17 protein-coding genes are annotated in these 15,303 nt (G+C 65.0%); 8 read left to right on the forward strand and 9 right to left on the reverse strand.

The window, feature by feature from the left end:
- The first annotated feature begins 298 nt into the window (after positions 1-298).
- The 3 genes from RFA01S_RS05375 to RFA01S_RS05385 all read left to right on the forward strand — a co-directional run bounded on the left by RFA01S_RS05375 (position 299) and on the right by RFA01S_RS05385 (position 1,779).
- Positions 299-625 (forward strand): GNAT family N-acetyltransferase, encoded by a 327-nt coding sequence (locus tag RFA01S_RS05375; protein WP_027498479.1) that lies wholly within the window; start codon positions 299-301, stop codon positions 623-625.
- Positions 626-739: 114 nt separating this feature from the next.
- Positions 740-1,096 carry a GNAT family N-acetyltransferase gene (locus RFA01S_RS05380; protein ID WP_052060516.1) on the forward strand — a complete coding sequence of 119 codons (357 nt, stop codon included), beginning with the start codon at positions 740-742 and terminating at the stop codon, positions 1,094-1,096.
- 86 nt (positions 1,097-1,182) lie between these two features.
- Complete coding sequence (locus tag RFA01S_RS05385) at positions 1,183-1,779, forward strand: hypothetical protein (protein ID WP_032406518.1); 597 nt, start codon at positions 1,183-1,185, stop codon at positions 1,777-1,779.
- Here the strand turns inward: RFA01S_RS05385 and RFA01S_RS05390 are convergent.
- From RFA01S_RS05390 to RFA01S_RS05400, 3 genes are read right to left on the reverse strand one after another with little or no spacing between them, the layout of a single operon-like run.
- Entirely contained in the window at positions 1,749-2,549 is an 801-nt protein-coding gene (locus RFA01S_RS05390; RefSeq protein WP_032406517.1) for an exodeoxyribonuclease III, read from the reverse strand. The genes RFA01S_RS05385 and RFA01S_RS05390 overlap by 31 nt on opposite strands.
- Positions 2,550-2,560: 11 nt before the next feature.
- A complete protein-coding gene (locus RFA01S_RS05395; protein ID WP_442978215.1) occupies positions 2,561-3,532 on the reverse strand; it encodes an N-acetylglutamate synthase, CG3035 family in 972 nt (323 codons plus the stop codon).
- An 8-nt stretch (positions 3,533-3,540) separates the two neighbouring features.
- Positions 3,541-4,143 (reverse strand): peptide deformylase, encoded by a 603-nt coding sequence (locus RFA01S_RS05400; RefSeq protein WP_032406628.1) that lies wholly within the window; start codon positions 4,141-4,143, stop codon positions 3,541-3,543.
- Between the two features lie 295 nt (positions 4,144-4,438).
- Here RFA01S_RS05400 and napA point away from each other — a divergent pair, with 295 nt between their 5' ends.
- The 5 genes from napA to RFA01S_RS05425 all read left to right on the forward strand — a co-directional run bounded on the left by napA (position 4,439) and on the right by RFA01S_RS05425 (position 8,693).
- On the forward strand, positions 4,439-4,774 hold the full coding sequence (gene napA / locus RFA01S_RS05405) for a nucleoid-associated protein NapA (RefSeq protein WP_032365130.1): 336 nt from the start codon (positions 4,439-4,441) through the stop codon (positions 4,772-4,774).
- A 103-nt stretch (positions 4,775-4,877) separates the two neighbouring features.
- Positions 4,878-5,414 (forward strand): LytR C-terminal domain-containing protein, encoded by a 537-nt coding sequence (locus RFA01S_RS05410; RefSeq protein WP_228139287.1) that lies wholly within the window; start codon positions 4,878-4,880, stop codon positions 5,412-5,414.
- Positions 5,415-5,510: 96 nt separating this feature from the next.
- Positions 5,511-6,233, forward strand: coding sequence for a superoxide dismutase[Cu-Zn] (sodC, locus tag RFA01S_RS05415; RefSeq protein ID WP_032365131.1), 723 nt, complete (start codon positions 5,511-5,513; stop codon positions 6,231-6,233).
- A gap of 1 nt (position 6,234) precedes the next feature.
- A complete protein-coding gene (locus tag RFA01S_RS05420; RefSeq protein ID WP_027498472.1) occupies positions 6,235-7,365 on the forward strand; it encodes a glutamate--cysteine ligase in 1,131 nt (376 codons plus the stop codon).
- Positions 7,366-7,403: 38 nt separating this feature from the next.
- Positions 7,404-8,693, forward strand: coding sequence for a phosphatase PAP2 family protein (locus RFA01S_RS05425; RefSeq protein WP_032406516.1), 1,290 nt, complete (start codon positions 7,404-7,406; stop codon positions 8,691-8,693).
- Here RFA01S_RS05425 and mnhG read toward each other — a convergent pair.
- From mnhG to RFA01S_RS05455, 6 genes are read right to left on the reverse strand one after another with little or no spacing between them, the layout of a single operon-like run.
- Positions 8,659-8,997 (reverse strand): monovalent cation/H(+) antiporter subunit G, encoded by a 339-nt coding sequence (mnhG, locus tag RFA01S_RS05430; protein WP_027498469.1) that lies wholly within the window; start codon positions 8,995-8,997, stop codon positions 8,659-8,661. The genes RFA01S_RS05425 and mnhG overlap by 35 nt on opposite strands.
- Before the next feature lie 22 nt (positions 8,998-9,019).
- Positions 9,020-9,277 (reverse strand): monovalent cation/H+ antiporter complex subunit F, encoded by a 258-nt coding sequence (locus tag RFA01S_RS05435; RefSeq protein ID WP_027498468.1) that lies wholly within the window; start codon positions 9,275-9,277, stop codon positions 9,020-9,022.
- Positions 9,274-9,915, reverse strand: a complete 642-nt coding sequence (locus RFA01S_RS05440; protein WP_228139369.1) for a Na+/H+ antiporter subunit E — start codon at positions 9,913-9,915, stop codon at positions 9,274-9,276. Before RFA01S_RS05440 ends, RFA01S_RS05435 begins: the two co-directional genes overlap by 4 nt.
- 2 nt (positions 9,916-9,917) lie before the next feature.
- The gene (locus RFA01S_RS05445) at positions 9,918-11,561 is read right to left on the reverse strand and encodes a Na+/H+ antiporter subunit D (protein WP_027498466.1); all 1,644 of its coding nucleotides are present in this window, start codon (positions 11,559-11,561) and stop codon (positions 9,918-9,920) included.
- Entirely contained in the window at positions 11,558-12,244 is a 687-nt protein-coding gene (locus RFA01S_RS05450) for a Na(+)/H(+) antiporter subunit C (protein WP_081371263.1), read from the reverse strand. Before RFA01S_RS05450 ends, RFA01S_RS05445 begins: the two co-directional genes overlap by 4 nt.
- A complete protein-coding gene (locus tag RFA01S_RS05455) occupies positions 12,241-15,090 on the reverse strand; it encodes a Na+/H+ antiporter subunit A (protein WP_032406515.1) in 2,850 nt (949 codons plus the stop codon). The genes RFA01S_RS05450 and RFA01S_RS05455 overlap by 4 nt, the downstream gene beginning before the upstream one ends.
- Positions 15,091-15,303 lie beyond the last annotated feature (213 nt).

A 15,303-nucleotide genomic window follows, 5' to 3' on the forward strand; every position in this document is an offset into this window, starting at 1 on the left:
AGACGACAGTACCGGCGGGCCGCGATCGGCAGGGTCTCGGCAGGCGAGACGCCGGAGGTGAATGTTGGTGAAAACATGGTGACACTTTGAATGTTGTTGTATCACAACGCCGCACGGGGACACTTATGAGCTGTACCAGCATCCGGTTCGGGATCGATGGACAAACCTACGCATCCGAAGGTTTGTTGGTAGAAAAGGTGACAGACCCACCTCGCGCATGTTTAATAGTGGTGCACGTCACATACCGTCTCGGTTCCGAAGTTCCTCCACCACTCCACACCCAGCAAAGGAGGCGTCCATGCTTGCGAGTTCTCCCAGTGCTGATGTCTCGATCAACAAAGACCAGAATCGCTTCGAGCTTCGACTGAACGGCGACCTCGTCGGCATCGTCGGATTCTTCGAAGTCGAAGGAAACGGAGCCCGTGCGACACGCACGCATGTCGTCTCCTTCATGCACACCGTCGTCACCGAGGACTTCGGTCATCAAGGCTTGGCCGGCATTCTGGTTCGCCGCGCCCTCGACAGCGCGCGGTCCTACGGCTGGAAGGTCAAGCCGGTCTGCACCTACGTCCAGCGCTTCGCGGCAGCCAACCCCGAGTACAACGACATGCTCGTCGCTCTCTGAGTACTCGCACTGCCCGGCCGGTCACACCAGGGCTGGTTACGTAAAGGACTCGACTCGGCGTCGATCGGTGCACTTTCCCCGCGACACTCGAGCAACTCTGGTCTCATAAGTGACATGAGTCACATCCTTCACCGCCGCTCCGACGCGGCGATTCCGGTCGAGCGCCCCTCGGTCCGCATCGAGGACAACGCCGATCACAACAGATTCGATCTGTTCGTCGACGACGATCTCGTCGGCATCCTCGGCTATCGGTTCGGCGATGGCGACGATGCAGCCGGCGACGAATCGGTTGTCGCCCTGATGCACACGGTCGCCAAAGAGGAATACGGCGACCGCGGCTGGGCAGGAGTGCTCGTGCGCGCATCGCTGAACACCGCGCGCGACCGCGACTGGCGCATCGTGCCGATCTGCACCTACGTCCGTCGCTACCTGGCGCAGCACCCGGAGTTCTTGGACCTGGTCGTCGAATAGCAGAGCACTGCTCTTGCCTGGAGTGTGTCGAGGGTGAATACTGCTCCCTGTAGAGAGCGCCGCTCTCGAAAGGTTGGGTACTCCCGATGCGTGCAGCTCTGTATGTCTTCGTCGGCCTCATGTTCGGCCTCTACCCCGTATTGCGCCCCTACTCGGACGAGATGAGCAGTGCAGGAGCGGACGCCTTCGCATCCTCGAGTTGGGTGACGGCCCATACCTTCGCGATGCTCGGCTTCATCGCACTCGGACTGGTTGTGCTCTACGGCGGTCGACGGTCCGATCCGGCAGTGGTCACTACCTGGATCGGCGTCGGACTGCTTCTGCCGTACTACGGTGCGGAGACGTTCGCGCTGCACGCGCTGGGCATCGACGCCGCCGCGAACTCGAACCCCGGGCTGCTAGACCTTGTCGATCCGATTCGCTACTCGATCGTGCAAACGGTCATGTTCGGCCTCGGACTGGTGTCGATCGCCGTCGGGCTGGTGATGTTCGCTCTACGGAACCGCTATGCGATGGTGCTGGCCGCCGGATTCGTGTTGTATCTCCCGCAGTTCTACACCCCACCGGCCGTGCGGATCGCCCACGGAATCTTGATTGTCGTGGGAGCGATCATCGCTGCGCGAGCGGTGGCCGGCAGTTCGGTCCGCCCTACTCAGCCGATCTCCACGATCACCGGAGCATGATCGCTGGCACCCTTGCCCTTGCGCTCCTCGCGATCGATCGATGCGCCGGTCACGCGAGTCGTCAGAGCAGGTGAGGTCAACGCCATGTCGATGCGCAGACCTTGTTTCTTCGGAAATCTCAGCTGGGTGTAGTCCCAGTACGTGAACGTCCTGGGCTCGGGAGTGAACTGCCGCGTCACCTCGGTGAAACCGGCCTCGGAGAATGCCGCGAAGGCATCACGCTCCGGCTGCGAGGTGTGAGTCTTGCCCTCGAACAGGGCGGGATCCCACACGTCGTCGTCGGTGGGAGCGATGTTCCAGTCGCCGACGAGCGCGATCTGCGCCTGCGGGTCCGCCGCCACCCACGCCTGCGCGTCGGCCTTCAGTGCCGCGAGCCACTCGAGCTTGTAGGTGTAGTGCGGGTCGGCAAGCTCGCGGCCGTTCGGCACGTACAGGCTCCAGATACGCACCCCGTTGCAGGTCGCTCCGATGGCGCGGGCCTCGTCTGCCGCCTCGACCTCGGGATCCTTGCTGAACCCGGGCTGGTCCTCGAAGCCGACCTGCACGTCGTCCAAGCCGACGCGCGACGCGATCGCCACGCCGTTCCACTGACTGAGCCCGACGTGGGCAACCTCGTAGCCGATCTCGGTGAACCGCTCGTACGGAAACTGTGCGTCCTTGCACTTGGTTTCCTGCATCGCCAGCACGTCGACGTCGGATCGCTGCAACCAATCGACGATTCGATCCTGCCGAGAGCGGACGGAGTTCACATTCCAGGTAGCAAAGCGCACGGGAAGGAACCCTATAGAACGCGTCCGACAGGCTCGCGGCCGATCGTGTCGTCCGGGCGCGCGTAGCGATAGCGGTGATGCTCGCCGAATCCCAGATCGCGGTAGAGCGCCTGGGCATCGGTGTTGTCGACGGCCACCTGAAGGTATGCGTGCGTGGCGCCGTTCTCGCGTCCCCACCGCACCAGCTCGCCGCACATCAGCGTGCCGAGACCGTTGCGGCGATGCTCGGGGGACACCCAGAGCGCGGTCAGACCCACCCACGACCGACCGTCCGGGGCCGCGGTGACGGCCGCTCGGCCCACTGCGATCGATCCGACTCCTGCGTTCCCGATCGCGCCGAAACCGAGGGTTCCGTTGCGCACCGCCGAGACCACCTCGGCAGCACCCGTCGTCGCCTCTCGGCCTTGGTAGCGCAGAGAACTCAACCAGTCGGCGGTCGGTTCGGGAGAGACGGTGACAGGCGAGTCGCCCTCGCGTAGAACCAGATTCGAGATATCCGCCGCCATGACGACGGTCTCGTTGAACGTCGACCAACCGGCCGGTGCGGTCGCGAGACGGTCGGGGAGGGCGAGGATCGGCGTCAGTCCTCGTGCGTCGTATCGGGCGGAGATCGCGGCCACCGTCTCGGAATCTGCTGCTGCGCCGGGCTCGAGAGGCACCGCCGAATTGGCGCGCCCGGTGAAGCCGTGCCCGAAACGCAACTGCCAGCCGGTGATCCACTCCTGTTCGACACCCGGCCACCCGTCGGCCGCGGCCGCCTCCAGAGCCCGAATCTCCGAGGTGCGAACAGGTTTGGGGCCCAACGGCTTCAAGGCCACTATGCGATCGGCGGCCACCTGCACCAGAGCGCCGTCCTTGGCGCGGACCGACACCGCGACCGCGTCGGCCGACACCAATTCCCCGATGACGTCCGTCATCGGATGGGTGTGGCCGGGTGGCAGTCGGTACCGCAGCATCACCCGCGTCCCCGGCGGAACGGTCACGGCAGCGATCAGTCCTCGTCCTCGTCGTCGTGGCCGAAGGGGTCGTCGACGGTGCCCGGCACCCAGCTGAGGCCGGGGACGCCCCACCCGGAGCGCTTGATCGCCTTCTTCGCCGCTCGCGCGTGGCGACCGATGAGCACATCGGTGTAGAGGAAGCCGTCGAGGTGACCCACCTCGTGCTGCAACATCCGGGCGAAGAACCCGCGGCCCTCGATGTCCACCGGATCGCCGTTGGCGTCGGTACCGGTCACTCGCGCCCAGTCGGCCCGACCGGTGGGGTACTGCTCACCGGGGACCGAGAGGCACCCCTCGTCGTCATCGTCGGGGTCGGGCATCGTCTCGGGAACTTCGGACGTCTCGAGCACCGGGTTGACGACCTCTCCGCGGCGGCGGAAAACCTTGCCGTCCGCGCCCTGGTCGGGGCAGTCGTAGATGAACAGACGCTTACCGACGCCCACCTGGTTCGCCGCCAGTCCGACGCCGTTGGCAGCCGCCAACGTCTCGTACATGTCGGCGATCAGCTCGGCGAGCTCGGCCGGCGACTCGGTGACGGGATCGGTCGCAGTGTGGAGCACCGGATCGCCGACGATCCGGATGGGAAGAATTGCCATGGTCGACAAGGATAGTGGGTGACGCCCGGCCCACCCACCGGCCCGTCGGGAGCGGAGCCGGTGGACGAGTGTCGCACCGACGGTTCGGTCGTCGACGAACACGCCACGCGCGAGTACCTCGCGGGAGCCGGGTCCGGGCGGTCGAACGTGGTTGAATGATCCCCGAAGTACAACTGTGTAATTCGCTCGAAGTTCGGTCGGTACTCGTACGGGTGCCGGCAGCACTGGGGGAAGCAGATTTCCTCGGGGTCGGTTGTCGCACGGGCCCAGGGGAGTCGAGAAGTCGAGGAGTGGGATGGACGGCGCAGCAGCGCGTGACTCGAACCAGTCTCAGCAACCGGGATCGGACGGCTCTCACGATCCGAACGAAGTCGGTGCGGACGGCTTGAGCCGACGAGAGCACGACATCCTGTCCTTCGAGCGCCAGTGGTGGAAGTACGCCGGGGCCAAGGAAGAGGCGATCAAGGAACTCTTCTCCATGTCGGCAACCCGCTACTACCAGATCCTCAACGCGTTGGTGGATCGTCCCGAAGCCCTTGCTGCAGACCCGATGCTGGTCAAGCGACTGCGCCGTTTGCGTGCGAGCAGGCAGAAGGCCCGCGCCGCACGTCGGCTCGGTTTCGACGTCTGATCCTCCGCGTCGGGTTTCGACTCTGCCGAGAGATGTTGCTCCGTGGGGAAGGCGCAAGCTCCGTTGAAAAGGTCTCGATCGACGGTCGGCTAGGGTCGAGTACGTGAGCAGCCCCAACCCGGAACAGACCGGGCCACCCCTCCGTGCCCTGGCCATGGTGCTGATCTCGCTCGCGATCCTGTTCGCAGCGATCGGTGCACTGTCTCTGACCGGCTCCGATTCCGAGGATGCCGCCGCAGAGGCGCCCGCTGCCGCGACGACGACGGCTGCCGCTCCGGTGGCGCAAGCTCCCGGTACCCAAGCTCCCGCCGCGCAGGCTCCTGCCGCGTCGTCGACCACGTCCTCCGCGGCAACCACCTCTCGCGCCGCCGCCGATGTCGAGGTGCGCGTGCTCAACAACTCCAACGTCTCCGGGCTCGCCGCCGGCACTGCGAGCACACTCACCGCCGAGGGCTGGACGGTCGCCGAGACCGGCAACTTCAGCGAAGCTCAGTTCGCCCAGACCGCGGTGTACTACGGCACCGACACCGGTGAGCAGCAGGCAGCGCAGACGATCGCCACCCAACTCGGCATTCCGGCCGAGCCCAAACCGAGTTCACTCGAATCCACCGCGGGTGTCGTCGTCATCGTGACGCAGTAACTCGCCGGCATGACAACCTGTCCGGTTCGGCCGAATCGGTCGGCACGTTATGATTTTGCAAGCCCTTCACCCTGCCCGAAAGAGGAGCACTCTTCGATGGACCTGTTCAAGCGACGCACTGCTGCGACCCGCTCTTTGCGTTACGTGGCCCCGGTCCTCGCGATCGCCGCTCTCGGGCTCTCTGCCTGCAGCAACGGCGAGGTCGCGTCCGACACACCCGGCACGGTGCCGCCGGTGTGGACCGGTGAAGCAGACCCGTCCGCGGCCGCAGTCGCCGGTGACGGTCGGGCAGAGAGTGGCTCGGAAGGCAGCTCCGAGAACATGATCGAGGGCGTGCTCCGCAACGCGTCCGGTGCCGAGGTGGGCACCGTGTCGTTCGCGTCGGAGGGCGAGAAGCTCACCGTCACGGCCGAGGTCGAGAACATGACGCCGGGCTTCCACGGCTTCCACGTCCACACCGTCGGGGCCTGCGAGCCGAACTCGGTGGCACCTACCGGCGGTGAGCCGGGCAACTTCCTCTCTGCGGGTGGTCACCTGCAGGTCGACGGACGCACCGAACACCCCTCCAGCGGCGACCTGTCGTCGATCCAGGTGGGCGAGGACGGCACGGGCCGCCTGGTCACCACCACCGATGCGATCACGCTGGACGACCTGCGCGCCGGTGGTGCCGGAACGTCGGTCATCGTGCACGAGGGTGCCGACAACTTCGCCAACATCCCGCCGCGGTACACGTTGCCCGACGGTGCTGCGGTACCCGACATGGCGACCCTGATGACCGGTGATGCCGGTGCTCGGGCGGCGTGCGCGGTACTGAAGTAGTTTGAACGCTCCCCGGATCGACTTCGCGAGTTCTCCGCGACCCACGCTCGGCGTGGAGTGGGAAATTGCGCTGGTCGACAAGAGCACGCGGGATCTCGTCAACTCCGCCGAGGCAGTCATGGACGGCGTTCGTGACCTCGCCGGAGACACGCCTCGGGTGACGAAGGAACTGCTGCGCAACACCGTCGAACTCGTCACCGGAGTGTGCGAGAACGTCGGGGAGGCCATGGAGGACCTCGGCGGCTCGTTGGACCTGGTGCGCCGAGCCGCGGATCCTCTGGGGATCGATCTGTTCTCGGCCGGGACGCACCCGTTCGCGGAATGGTCGACGCAGCAGCTGACCAGCTCCCCGAGCTACGACGAGCTCATCGCGCGTACCCAGTGGTGGGGCCGACAGATGCTCATCTGGGGCGTGCACGTCCACGTCGGGGTGTCCTCTCCCGACAAGGTCTTTCCCATCCTCAACTCGTTGCTGCTGCAATACCCGCATCTGTTGGCACTGTCGGCGTCGTCGCCGATCTGGGCGGGCAACGACACCGGATACGCCAGCAACCGAGCACTGATGTTTCAACAGTTGCCGACGGCCGGTCTGCCGTTTCAGTTCGACGACTGGTCGCAGTTCGAGGGATTCGTTCGTGATCAGCTCAAGACCGGCGTCATCGAGCAGCTCGGGGGCATGCACTGGGACATCCGCCCGGCTCCGAAGTGGGGAACCATCGAGGTTCGGGTGTGCGACGGCGCATCGACCAAGCGTGAACTCGCGGCCCTCGTCGCGTTGACGCACTGCCTGATCGTGCATCTCGACGAACGACTCGAAGCAGGCGAGACCCTGCCGACGATCCCGCCGTGGCACGTCCAGGAGAACAAGTGGCGAGCTGCCCGGTACGGCCTCGACGCCGAGATCATTCTCGACGCCGACAGCAACGAGCGGCTGGTCACCGATGATCTGCACGACTTACTGGAGAAGTTGACTCCGACGGCGGTCCGGTTGAATTGCGTCGACGAGCTTGCCGCGGTGGCCGACATTCCCCGCCTCGGTGCCTCGTATCAACGCCAGCGTGCAGTGGCCGCGAAATCCGGCGGCGATCTACGTGCCGTCGTGGAGTCGTTGGTCACCGATCTCCAATCGTGACCCTCTGTATTTAATTTTGTGTTCACTCAGCGTTTACGATCAACGGCGTGCTGCAGGGGGACGTCGAGAGCGTCGAGGTCGATGCGACACGTGAGGACTCTGTTCGTCCTCTGATCGTCGGTGCGGTCCTTGTCGCAGCGTTTCTGCTGACGCTGCAGGTCGTCGCGTGGAAATGGAACTTCCCCGGCCCGTTGCCGAGCATGTGGAACGACATGTTCGGAACACCGAAGTCGATGTCGCTGCCGTGGGCGGCGCTCGTCCTGGCCACGGTAGGTCTGAACAGCTCGTCCCGCCTGCGCGTACTGGCCGTCGCTGCCGCGCTCGATGCCGTCGTACTGGGCGGCCGGTATCTGTTCGATGTGCCACCGACCGTCGGGAACGGGCCGTCGCTGGTGCTGGTCGCGCTCGCGTTCCATGTCGTCCGGCGCCATGACGCTCGGGCGATGCGCGGCGTCGCCCTCGGCGCACTGTTGCTGCTCGCGACCAAGGCCGGCGATGCCTGGTTGCACATCACGACCTTGGTCCGGCCCTACGTTCTCGACGAATACGCATACGCCGCCGATCATGCGCTGGGAAATCCGTCCTGGGTGCTCGGCAGCATTCTGGACCGACTCGGCCCGGTCGCCGAGGGAACGCTGCACTGGATCTACATTCAGCTCCCCGTCGCGGCGATCATTGTTGCGCTGTACCAACTGCGTGGGGTCGCCGCGGGCTCAGCGTGGCCGAGACACTTCCTGTTCCGCACGTTCCTGCTCATCGGACTCGTCGGACCGGTGTTCTACCTGCTGTTCCCGGTGGTGGGCCCGATGTTCGCGTTCGAGTCGTGGCCGACGCAGTCGGTTCCGCTCTTGGGCAGCCTCGGCGAGATCCCGTTCGACTCGCAGACGCCGCGCAACTGCATGCCGAGCCTGCACACCGCGTGGGCTCTGAGCATCTTCATCCATTCCCGACGCGGCCCCTGGTGGCTGCGCACCGGCGGCACACTGTGGCTGTTGGGAACACTGGCTGCGACGCTCGGATTCGGTTACCACTACGGCGTCGACCTGGTGGCGGGCGCGGTCCTGTGCCTCACCATCGAATCGTTGCTGCGCGACCCGGAACGGGGATGGGACCGCGACCGGATCACGCTGGTGACCTACGGTTGCGTCGCGATGGCCGCCCTACTGCTGAGCTACCGCTACCTCGCCGAGGAATTCGCCGCGAACCCACTGGTGTTCGGTCCGCTCGTGCTCGGAATCCTGATCGGTATGGCGTTCGGATTCCATACCGCGTTCTTCGCAGATCGCTCGCGCTTCACTGATCGGGTTCGTTCGGTTCCATCTCGTTGACGATGAGCAGGCCGTCGCGCCCGCGCTGTTCCCGGTAGGCGACGCGTCCCACGGTGTGCGCAATCACCGGAGCAGTGACGAGAGTGAAGATGCCGACCAGCACCAGCATCCAGATGTCGACATTGCCGCGCAGGCTGATGATCGCGCCGACCAACACCATGATCAACCCGACCACCTGCGGTTTGGTGGCCGCGTGCATGCGCGAGAGCGTGTCGGGGAAACGCACGATGCCCACGGCGGCCGTGAAGGCGAACAGCGCTCCCAACAGGATGAAGACAGATGCAATCCACTGGGCTGCGGTCATCGTTCGCCCCTCACTGTGTCGTTCATTCGTCCCTCACTCTGAACCGTGCGATGCTGACCGACCCGACGAAGCTGACCAGGGACAGCGCAACGATGGCAGGCACCAGCGTGGTGTCGCGGCTGTAGACGGCCCACACACCGAGCCCACACATCGACACGGCAAGGATCGTGTCCATCGCGACCAAGCGGTCCAACGTGCTCGGGCCGTCGAGCAACCGGAATGCGGTGAGGATCGCGGCGGCGATCAGCAGCGCGCCTGCGATCGCCAGTACTACGGTCACGACCAGTCCCCCTTCCTCTTGTCGTCGGTCATCTTGTCGTCGCGCGGAGTATCGAGATCGCCCGATTCGGGATCGTCACCCAGAACCCCGTGGTACTGCTCGTATTCCTGGTAATGCAGGGGGCTCGGCTTCCAATCGGAGTCGCGCTCGAATCCCGCGATGAACAGCTTCTCGAGGTTCCGAACGTACGTGTAGAACCCGTCGACTGCCTTCTGCGTGCCCATGTCCAGCACATGCACGTACAACAGGCGTCGGGTGCGATCGATCTCGAGGACCATCGTGCCCGGGACGAGATTCATCGCGTCGACGAAGAGGGTGAGCACCAGATCGGACTTGATGGCGATGCGGCAGCGCAGCACACCGGTGACCGGCGGTGCCTTCGGGCGGATCGCCAACCACGCCACACTGACACTGGATTCGGCTGCGTAATAGAGGAATACGACTGCGAGCTTGACGAGCGAGAACACGTGGATGCGTCCCTCGACCGGCACCCGCGGCAACGGCAACAGCACCATGATGAGCAGGCCGACCGCGAGTCCGCCGAGGATGTTGGCCGCAGAGACGTTGCCCCACAACAGAACCCAGATGGCCGTCAACCATCCCAGTGTCCAGATCCGCAGCAGGAAGGAACGGTTCATCTTCATCGGGTGCCCTCCTCGTCTGCGCGTGCCTGTTCGTAGGCCTGATCGCCGACGAACTCGGCTCCCCGCACGGCGTCGATGTACACCGAGCGATCCCGCAGATCCGCCGCCGCCCGATCGCTGATGTCGATGATGCGCCCGGCGAACACCGTCATCGCCAAACCGACGACGACGAGGCCGATCGTCGGGATCAACATGAAGGCGGGCATCCGGCCCACATCCTCGCGGTCACCGAACTGGATGTCCGAGGAATCGTCGAGCAGAGCAGAGGGGCTGTTGTCCGCGAGGTCACCTTCCGGTGCGTCGGCGCGGGCTCGCCAGAACGCCTTGGTCCAGACACGAGCAACCACGTAGAGGGTCAGCAGGCTGGTGACGGTGCCGCCGGCCACGAGCAACCAGGCCAGTACGCTGCCCTGATCGCTGCCGGCCTGCAGCAGGGCGACCTTGCCGATGAACCCCGAGAACGGCGGAATACCACCGAGATTGAGGGCCGGCACCAGGAAGACGATGGCCAGCACCGGGCTGGCCGCGGCCAATCCTCCGAGCCGTCGCAGTGACGACGAACCGGCCTGACGTTCGATCAGGCCGACGACGAGGAACAGGGTCGTCTGCACCAGAATGTGGTGGGCCACATAGTAGATCGAGCCGGACAGTCCCGATTGAGTCGACAGCGCGACGCCGAAGATCATGTAACCGATGTGGCTCACCAGAGTGAACGAGAGCAGTCGTTTGATGTCGCTCTGTGCGATGGAGCCGAGGATGCCGACGAGCATCGTCAGCAGGCCACAGACCATCAGCACGTTGTCGAGCGAGCCGTCCGGGAACAGCAGCGTGTGCGCGCGAATGATCGCGTAGACACCGACTTTCGTCAGCAAGCCGGCGAACACCGCGGTGACCGGAGCCGGGGCCGTGGGGTACGAGTCGGGCAGCCACGTGGACAGCGGGAACACCGCGGCCTTGATGCCGAACGCAACGAGCAGCACCGCGAAGATGGCCGTACGAGTGCCGGACGGGATGTCGTCCATCCGCACGGCGATGTGGGCCAAATTCAGTGTTCCGGTGGCACCGTAGACCAATGCGATGCCGATCAGGAAGATCAGCGAGGAGACCATCGAGACCATCACGTAGGACACGCCGGCGCGGACCCGGTCGGCACTTGCCCCGAGAGTGAGGAGGACGAACGACGCCGCGAGCAACACCTCGAATCCGACGAACAGATTGAACAGGTCGCCGGCCAGAAACGCGTTGCAGACGCCTGCGGTCAAGGCCAGATAGGTGGGCAGGAAGATCGAGACCGGCTGATTCTCACTGCCGTCGCGAATACCCTGGCCGATCGAGTACACCATGACGGCCAGCAGCACGATCGACGAGACGACGAGCATCATCGCCGACAGCCGGTCCACCACCAGCGAAATGCCCAGTGGTGAATCCCAGCCGCCGACCTGCAGCGCGCTGGTCCCATCGCGATCGGCGAGGTAGAGCATCATCGACGAAATCGCGACCACCGCGGTCAGCGCGGCGAGAGTGATGAAACGCTGCGCGCGGGGGCGACGTCCCAGCACCAGCGTCAATGCCGCGGCGAGCATCGGGATGAGCACGGGCAGCGGCGTCAGGGCATCGATCACGCCCGGGGAGATCGTCACTTGTCGTCTCCCTTCGTGTCGTCGGAGCTGGAGTCGTCGGAGCTGGTGTCGTCAGGCCTGGAGTCGGCAGTGTTGGGGTGCTCCGGTCGGCTGTCGTCTTTCTCGGCCGTGTCGAGTCCGTCGAGACCGCGGAGCTGGGGGTTGTCGTCGTCGTTGTCGAAGTCGCCGTCGTGCAGATCCTCGTAGCACTCCAGGTCTTCGAGGTTCCTGATCTGCTCGAGCGGAATCGGATTGCCCTTCGAGTCGAAAGCGTCGCCGCCGAAGCTCGGCTCACCGGTGACCGGGTCGTCGGAACGGTCGCGGTCCGGTGCTTCGGCCATCGAACGGCGCTGGGAGACCTTGGTGTCCTCGGGGTCGTTCTCGAGGTCGTCCTTGGTGTTGAGCGTGAACGATCGATACGCCAGCGCGAGCACGAAGGCGGCGATACCCATGGTGATGACGATCGCCGTCAGGATCATGGCCTGAGCCAGCGGATCGGCCATGTTCTGGTGCAGCGAGTTGTCTCGACCGACGATAGGCGGGGTACCTGCCGGGCCACCGACGGTGAGCAGCAACAGATTGACTCCGTTGCCGAACAGCAGCAGACCGAGCAGCATCTTGGTGATGCTGCGTTCGAGCAGCAGGTACACACCCGATGCGACGAGAACGCCGACGATGACGAGCATTCCGACATCTGCGGTCATCGGGCACTCACTCGGCCTTGGCTCTGCATTTCCACCTGTGCGTCGAGACGCGCGCCGAGACTGCGGAGCACGTCGAGTACCAACCCGACCACGATGAGATAGACACCGAGGTCGAAGAACAATGCGGTGACCAGCTTGATGTCACCGAGAATCGGCAGTGTCACTTCCAACGTCGCCGACGACAGTGCCGGAGCGCCGAGGAACATCGACGCCACCGCCGTGCCGGCCGCGAAGATCAACCCGAGACCCAGGATCTTGCCTGCGTCGATCGGGACCGCTTCGCCGAGCTCGTACCGGCCACCGGCGAGATACCGCAGCACCAGCGCGAGGCCCGCCGTCAGACCACCGGCGAAACCGCCGCCGGGGGCATTGTGTCCGGAGAAGAAGAAGTAGATCGACAGCACCATGATCGTCGGGAAGATCAACCGCGTCGTGACTTCGAGAATCAACGAACGATGCCGCGGATCGATCAGATCGCCGCCGAGCAGCCACGTCGTCTCCGCCGCGTCGTTCGTGTCCGACGACGATGCGGGGGCGTCGGACACCCGCGGAGCGCTGCCGAACCGCCGGTTGCGGAACACCAGGCTGGCCACGCCCGTCGCGGCGACGAGGAGTACGCAGATTTCGCCGAGCGTGTCCCAGGCGCGGATGTCGACGAGGATCACGTTGACGATGTTCTTGCCGTCGCCGAGCTCGTACGCGGCCTCGGGGAACTGCAGTGAGACCGGCGCGGCACTGCGGGCGTTCATAGCGAACGCGCCGAGCACGCTGACGGTCGCTCCGACGGCGACGGCGAGTGCGGCGCGGGGGCCACGCGAACCTGCCGAGCCCCGGTCGTCGACCTCGGCGGGCAGTTTGCGCAGTACCAGGACGAACACCACGAGGGTCAGCGTCTCGACGAGGAACTGAGTCAGGGCGAGGTCGGGAGCGCCATGGATGGCGAAGATGACGCCGCAGCCGTACCCGGTGAGTCCGACCAAAATGACACTGGCCAGACGGTTGCGCATCACTGTCGCGCCGAGGCCACCCGCGATCATGATCACTCCGATGACCAGCTGCAGCGGGGTGTTCCACAGCGTGTAATCCAGGCCGGGTTCTTGGCCGACGATCAACACGATGATCGGCAGCAGCACCAGCGTCAGCAGGATCGTGCCCTGAGTGAGGGGGAGCGAACCACGCTGCGTGGTGCCGGTCAAGCGAATGGACAGGGTGTCCATGGACTTGAGCACGTTGTCGTAGATGCGGTCTGCGTTACCGAGCGGCGGATGCTCGAATTTGAGTCGGTTGACCACCCGGTGTGCGATGAACAGCCCGACGCCGCCGGTGACGACGACGACGGTCAGCGCCAGCGGCAGGTTGAACCCGTGCCACAACGCCAGGTGGTAAGGCTCCTGCCCGTACGACGGCAGGGTTCGGGCGTAGGGACTGACGATGTGGTCGACGACCGAGGACGTGAATCCGGCGATCAGACCCAGAACGGCGAGGAACGCGGGCGCGGCGAGGAACAATGCGGAGGGTGCATGCATGGCCCTGACGGACGGGCTCGGACGCTTGAGCTGTTTGCGGGCGAACGCGCCCCAGACGAACCGAATGCTGTAGGTGACCGTCAGAATCGAGCCGATCACCAGGCCCGCGACGACGACAGCCGCGACCGTGGGGTCGAGCGTCGGCGTGCTGATCACGGCCGACAGGGCTGTTTCCTTGCCGACGAAGCCGATCATCGGTGGTAGTCCGGCCATGCTCGCCGCCGCGAGCGCTGCAATGGCGGCGAGCCACGGGGCCTTCTTGCCCAGGTGGGCGAGCTTACGAATGTCTCGGGTGCCGGTGGTGTGGTCGATGATGCCGACCACCATGAACAGCGTGGCCTTGAACATCGCGTGCGCGATCACCATCGTCAGACCGGCCAACATGGCCTTCTCGGATCCGATGCCGACCAGGACCATCAGGAAGCCCAGCTGGCTGACCGTGCCGAACGCCAGAATCAGTTTCAGGTCGAATGCACGCAGTGCTCGCCACCCGGCCAGAATCATCGACAGCAAGCCGAGGCTGATGACCGTGGCGCGCCACGGACCGGAGTCCGCGAAACCCGGAGCGAGGCGCGCGACCAGGTAGATACCGGCCTTGACCATCGCGGCGGCGTGCAGGTAACCACTGACCGGCGTCGGCGCGGCCATGGCACCGGGCAGCCAGAAGTGCATCGGCACGATGGCCGATTTGCTCAGTGCGCCGATGAGGATCAACACGATCGCCACTCCGGGCAGCCAGCCGCCCGGGGCGTTCGCGACGACGTCGGACAGGTTGTACGACCCAGCGGCCTGGCCGAGGACGATGATGCCCACCAGCATCGCCAGACCACCTGCGGTGGTGACGAGCAGAGCCTGCGTCGCGGCGCGCCGACTCGACGCGCGTTCTGCATAGTGGCCGACCAGCAGGAACGACAACACCGTCGTGATTTCCCAGAAGATGTAGAGCACGAGCATGTTGTCGCTGGTGATCAGACCGAACATGGCTCCGGAGAACGCGACCATCTCGGCGGCGAACAGGCCCAGCCTGGGCTCGTCGTCCTCGAAGTAGCGGGCGCAGTACAGCAGGATCAGCGAACCGATGCCCAGAACGAGCAACGACATGATGGCGGCGAGCGAATCGAAGCGCATGTCGATGTCCATCGACAGGCCGGGAACCCATTCGATGTGCAGCTTCTGGTCGGTGTTCCAGTTGCCGAACACCCAGATCAGGCTGAGCAGTGGCACCAGGGCCAAAGGGAAGAATGCAGTACGTCCCCACCACCGGACGAGAAGCGGCGCGAGCAGCGCGGCGGCGGCGTGCGCAAGAAGAATAGCGAGCAAAAATCACTCCGTCGTCTCGGTCGCCTCGGCTTTCGGGCCGGGGCGGTGGTCGTAGGGCGGCGATGAGTAGGGTCGTGAAATTGTGTGTGAAATCGACCTGGGTCTCCGAAGACTCGGCCTTTGAGAAATAGCGGACCGACCACCGAACGGTGGCGGGCACGTTTGTCGGTTTCCATCCTACTTTGCGTGGTCGACGGCGTGCCATGCGGTACA

It is taken from the genome of Rhodococcoides fascians NBRC 12155 = LMG 3623, assembly GCF_001894785.1.
Taxonomy (GTDB): Bacteria; Actinomycetota; Actinomycetes; order Mycobacteriales; family Mycobacteriaceae; genus Rhodococcoides; species Rhodococcoides fascians.

Coding starts and splice junctions, on each gene's coding strand:
- napA (WP_032365130.1), top strand. CDS start 4,439: ATGGACGGCGCAGCAGCGCGTGACTCGAACCAGTCTCAGCAACCGGGA.
- RFA01S_RS05385 (WP_032406518.1), top strand. CDS start 1,183: ATGCGTGCAGCTCTGTATGTCTTCGTCGGCCTCATGTTCGGCCTCTAC.
- sodC (WP_032365131.1), top strand. CDS start 5,511: ATGGACCTGTTCAAGCGACGCACTGCTGCGACCCGCTCTTTGCGTTAC.
- RFA01S_RS05450 (WP_081371263.1), bottom strand. CDS start 12,244: ATGACCGCAGATGTCGGAATGCTCGTCATCGTCGGCGTTCTCGTCGCA.
- RFA01S_RS05440 (WP_228139369.1), bottom strand. CDS start 9,915: ATGAACCGTTCCTTCCTGCTGCGGATCTGGACACTGGGATGGTTGACG.
- RFA01S_RS05400 (WP_032406628.1), bottom strand. CDS start 4,143: ATGGCAATTCTTCCCATCCGGATCGTCGGCGATCCGGTGCTCCACACT.
- mnhG (WP_027498469.1), bottom strand. CDS start 8,997: ATGACCGCAGCCCAGTGGATTGCATCTGTCTTCATCCTGTTGGGAGCG.
- RFA01S_RS05375 (WP_027498479.1), top strand. CDS start 299: ATGCTTGCGAGTTCTCCCAGTGCTGATGTCTCGATCAACAAAGACCAG.
- RFA01S_RS05380 (WP_052060516.1), top strand. CDS start 740: ATGAGTCACATCCTTCACCGCCGCTCCGACGCGGCGATTCCGGTCGAG.